Source organism: Nonomuraea sp. NPDC001684, from assembly GCF_053596515.1.
This window is the reverse complement of record NZ_JBSFGJ010000662.1, coordinates 1-3,715: the sequence shown is the minus strand read 5'-3', so window position 1 is coordinate 3,715 and position 3,715 is coordinate 1. Positions and strand designations below refer to the sequence as shown.

6 protein-coding genes are annotated in these 3,715 nt (G+C 72.8%); 3 read left to right on the top strand and 3 right to left on the bottom strand.

The window, feature by feature from the left end:
• Both ACWCSD_RS49605 and ACWCSD_RS49600 read right to left on the bottom strand, forming a co-directional pair.
• A partial coding sequence (locus tag ACWCSD_RS49605) for a class I SAM-dependent methyltransferase (protein WP_449926338.1) occupies positions 1-427 on the bottom strand: 427 nt, incomplete at its 3' end.
• A gap of 5 nt (positions 428-432) precedes the next feature.
• A complete protein-coding gene (locus ACWCSD_RS49600) occupies positions 433-1,062 on the bottom strand; it encodes a TetR/AcrR family transcriptional regulator (protein WP_397162925.1) in 630 nt (209 codons plus the stop codon).
• Positions 1,063-1,144: 82 nt separating this feature from the next.
• On the opposite strand from ACWCSD_RS49600, the gene ACWCSD_RS49595 reads away from it, so the two are divergent.
• On the top strand, positions 1,145-2,209 hold the full coding sequence (locus ACWCSD_RS49595) for a DUF2867 domain-containing protein (RefSeq protein WP_449926335.1): 1,065 nt from the start codon (positions 1,145-1,147) through the stop codon (positions 2,207-2,209).
• A gap of 37 nt (positions 2,210-2,246) precedes the next feature.
• Here the strand turns inward: ACWCSD_RS49595 and ACWCSD_RS49590 are convergent, their stop codons facing one another.
• A complete protein-coding gene (locus ACWCSD_RS49590; RefSeq protein ID WP_397162921.1) occupies positions 2,247-2,672 on the bottom strand; it encodes a nuclear transport factor 2 family protein in 426 nt (141 codons plus the stop codon).
• Positions 2,673-2,801: 129 nt separating this feature from the next.
• Here ACWCSD_RS49590 and ACWCSD_RS49585 point away from each other — a divergent pair, with 129 nt between their 5' ends.
• Together ACWCSD_RS49585 and ACWCSD_RS49580 are read left to right on the top strand one after the other, a co-directional pair.
• Positions 2,802-3,299, top strand: a complete 498-nt coding sequence (locus tag ACWCSD_RS49585) for a GyrI-like domain-containing protein (protein WP_449926332.1) — start codon at positions 2,802-2,804, stop codon at positions 3,297-3,299.
• A gap of 223 nt (positions 3,300-3,522) precedes the next feature.
• Positions 3,523-3,715 (top strand): TetR family transcriptional regulator (locus ACWCSD_RS49580; RefSeq protein ID WP_449926329.1); only part of this gene is annotated, 193 nt, incomplete at its 3' end.

The following is a 3,715-nucleotide window of genomic DNA, read 5'->3' as shown; positions in this document are numbered from 1 at the left end:
GCCGCAGCACGCGTCGCAGCTCGGCCAGCGCCGGCCCCCAGTCCTCCAGGTAGTGCAGCACCAGCGACGCGATGACGTCGTCGAAGGCGTCGTCGGGGAAGGGCAGCGGGCCGGCCAGGTCGGCGACCCGCAGGTCCGCCTCGGGGCCCAGCCTCCGCCGGGCCATCTCCAGCATCCCGGCGCTCGCGTCGACGCCGGTCACGACGGCGCCCCGATCGCGCAGCTCGGCGAACAGGGGGCCCGAGCCGCACCCGGCGTCGAGGATGCGCCGGCCGGTCACGTCCCCGGCGAGCTCCAGCATCGCGGGCCGCTCGTAGTACGCGTTCGCCAGGCTGGTCTCGTTCTCGGCCGGGTAACCTTCGGCGATCGCGTCGTAGGCGTTGCTCTCGGGCGAGTCCGCGACGCGGTTCTCGGGCATGGTCGTCATAGGGGTCATTCTGGCCCGCACTTCCCGGGAGCGCGGAGATGCGGCCCGTCCGCCGGCCCCGGCTGGTCGTCCGTCCTGTCGAGCAGCAGGGCGGCCGCCCGGGTGAGCACCTGCGCCCGGGTGCGGCCGCCGTGGTCGGCGGCCAGGAAGTGTTCGCCGATCGCCACGCAGAAGGCCAGGAGGCTGCGGGCCTCGACCTCCTCGGGGTCGGAGCAGAAGCTGCCGATCATCTCGCGCAGCAGCGCCATGCGCCGGTTGTCCACCCGCCGCAGGCGTTCGGCGACCGCCTCGTCGCGCCTGGCCCAGTCGCGGACGGCGAGGTCGATGGGCAGCAGGCGGTCGTCGGAGAAGGTGAGCACGCCGGCGCGCCTGATCTTGGTTCGCGGGTCGCCGCCCTCGCGTTCGACGCGCTCGATCACCTCGTCGGTGCTCTCCCGCTCCCAGGTGTCCAGCATCGCCTCAAGCAGCGCCTCCCGGTCGGCGAAGTACCCGTAGAACCCGCCCTTGGTGACGCCGAGCCGCTTGGCCAGCGCCTCCACGCGCACCGCGTCGGGGCCGCCGGCGGCCAGCGCCCGCAACCCCTCCTCGATCCACCCCTCCCGTGTCGTACGGACCGCGCCCACAGTGTGTGCCACCTCACTCGCAACATATGTATACGCCACCGTATAACCGTGGTTAACCTCAGTATATACGGCAGCGTATAGATATGGAGGGATCATGAGGCTGGCGAACGCCGCCCACACCGGACGGCCCTGGCGCATCCATGACATCGCCGGAGATTTCGAGCTGGAGGACGTCTGGGTGATCCGCACCCCCGGCGCCGGACGGGAGGACTTCTCCGCCGTGCTCGCCGCGTTGCGCGACTCCAGCGGCGGCCCCCTGCCGCTGCGGCTGCTGCTCGCGGCGCGCTGGAAGCTGGGGGCCCTGTTCGGCTGGGACAGGGCGTCGGCGGGCGTCGGAAGGCGCGTCCCGTCGTTGTGCGAGCGCCTGCCCGCCGACCTGCGCCGGGCCCCGCACGACTCCGACGCCGGCCTGGCGCCCTTCTCCCCGGTCTACGCGCTGGACGACGAATGCGCGCTGGAGCTGGCGAACCGCACCGTGCACGCGGTGATGCACCTGGCATGGGCGCCGGCCGCCGGCGGCGGGCACGAGCTGCGCATGGCCGTCCTCGTGCGCCCCAACGGCCTGCTGGGACGGTGCTACATGGCCGCCATCATGCCGTTCCGCCGCACCCTCGTCCTGCCGGCCTTCGTCCGGCGGCTGGAGCGCGCCTGGCGGGAGCGCGACGCGGGCGTCCTGGAGTCCGCCGTCGGGGCGGGCGGCATCCCGCCGTCCGTCCGCGCGCTGAGCTCCTTGCCCGTCGTCGACTACGCCGACCACTTCGCCCTCACCGTGAACGCCGTCGCCACCGAGGCCGGGGCGACGGCGGAGCGGTGGGCGCGGGCGATGTTCGGCGACGTGCCCAGCGCGGGGGAGCGGTTCATCTGGCGGGGTCTCCTGGGGCTCCGGCTCGCCCGCGGCCGATCGCCCGCCACCGTGGCCGGGTGGCGGATCGCCGCGCGTGGCGACGACTGGATCCGGCTGGAGACCGCGTCCTGGTTCCTGACCGCCAACCTCGTCGTCCGGGCGGCGGACGGGCGGGTGTCGCTGACCACCCTCCTGCGCTACGACCGGCGCCTCGGGCGCGTCGTGTGGCCGCCCCTGTCGGCGATCCATCGCCGGCTGGCTCCCGGGCTGCTCCGGGGCGCCGCCGCGCGGATGACCCGCGGCGGCGTCCGGTAGCGCCCGGTCGGGTGCGCCCTGACCGGGGACGGCGGGGTCAGCCGCGCCTGGCGGACGGCCAGCCGTGCCCCCAGCCGCCCTGGACCATGGTCTGGAACGCCCATCCGTCCTCGGTGCGCATCAGCAGGTCGGCGTAGTGCATGCGGTGCTCCTCGCCCTCGATCGTCATCGTCGCCTCGGTCTCCACGACCACCAGGTTCTGGCTGACGAAGCGCGGGGTACGCGTCGAGCGCAGGTCGAGCCCGGCGGTGCCGCCGCCCATGGACTGCTTCATGGCCTCGACGTACTCGGCCCGCGTCCACTGGCGGACGCTCGCGTGGCCGCCGGGCACGTCGGTGGCCACGTTCATCGGGAAGACCGCCAGGTCGGCGAGCTGCTCGATCGCGCCCTCCTCGGCCAGCGCGTCGTAGGCGGCGAACCAATCGTCGATGGTCTTCAGTTCCTCGGCGCTCGGCTGGTACATGCTGCTCCTCCCCAAGTCGTACAACGTACCGTACACCATACGGAAACCGGTCGCGCACCGATGTTCAAGCCTTGCCCCGACCGGTTCGGACAGGATGAGACGCGACCTGCCGGCCAGGAAAGGACGACGATGACGCGACAGCCGCACGAGCCTACGTTCGAGACCCTCCACCGCGATCCCCGGACCACGGTGAGCATCAGGACGACGGTCGCGATCGCCCGCCTGGCGGAGGCCCAGGGTGCGGGGTTCGCGGAACTGTGGAAGTACACCCAGGAGTCCGGCGTGCGAGTGGAGGGACAGCCCTTCGTCAGGTACCACACCTTCGCGGGGGACGAGACGGACGTGGAGGTCGGCGTGCCCGTGGCCGGACGCCCGCTCGGCGCGCGACGGGTCGCCGCCGCCGAACTGCCGGGCGGCACGGCCGTCGCCACCTGGCACCTCGGATCGCACGACAGTCTGGGCGAGACCTACGCCCTGCTGGACGCATGGCTCAGGAAGCACGACCACGAGCCCGACGGCGGGGCGTGGGAGGTCTACCACTGGTTCGACCTCGAACGTCGACCCGATCCGGCGAGCTGGCCGGCCCCGGAGACCTGGCGCACCCAGCTGATCCAGCCGATTCGCTGACGCCGGTCGTCCGCCGTCACAGCCCCGTCGCCGGCGTCGCGCTCCGCCGGACGATCGCGCCACCGGCCCAGGTGTTGCCGAATCGCGATGATCGCGGCGCCGGTGAGGGCGATCGGGCGGCGAGTCTGGATGTCATGTGGCGACAGGAGCTCGGCAAGGATCCCGGCTCGGGCGTGTCCGTCCATGACATGCGCACGGGAGGGCAGGTCAAGGGCTGGTCGCCGTGGGCTCCGGACGTCGGCCACGCCGTGGTGCTGATGCGGATGGGCGGCTTCCGCCGGCACGCGTCGGGGCAGGACTCCTTCCTCGACGCGGCCGGCGGGCCGAGAAGGCCGGGGTCGCGGTGCAGACGATCTACTTCGTCTTCGGCAACAAGCGCGCCCTGCTCAAGGAGCTGGTCGACGTCACGATCGCGG

What these genes read in the sequence shown, in the direction of transcription:
- ACWCSD_RS49585 (WP_449926332.1), top strand. Translation starts at nt 2,802, where the DNA reads ATGACGCGACAGCCGCACGAGCCTACGTTCGAGACCCTCCACCGCGAT.
- ACWCSD_RS49590 (WP_397162921.1), bottom strand. Translation starts at nt 2,672, where the DNA reads ATGTACCAGCCGAGCGCCGAGGAACTGAAGACCATCGACGATTGGTTC.
- ACWCSD_RS49595 (WP_449926335.1), top strand. Translation starts at nt 1,145, where the DNA reads ATGAGGCTGGCGAACGCCGCCCACACCGGACGGCCCTGGCGCATCCAT.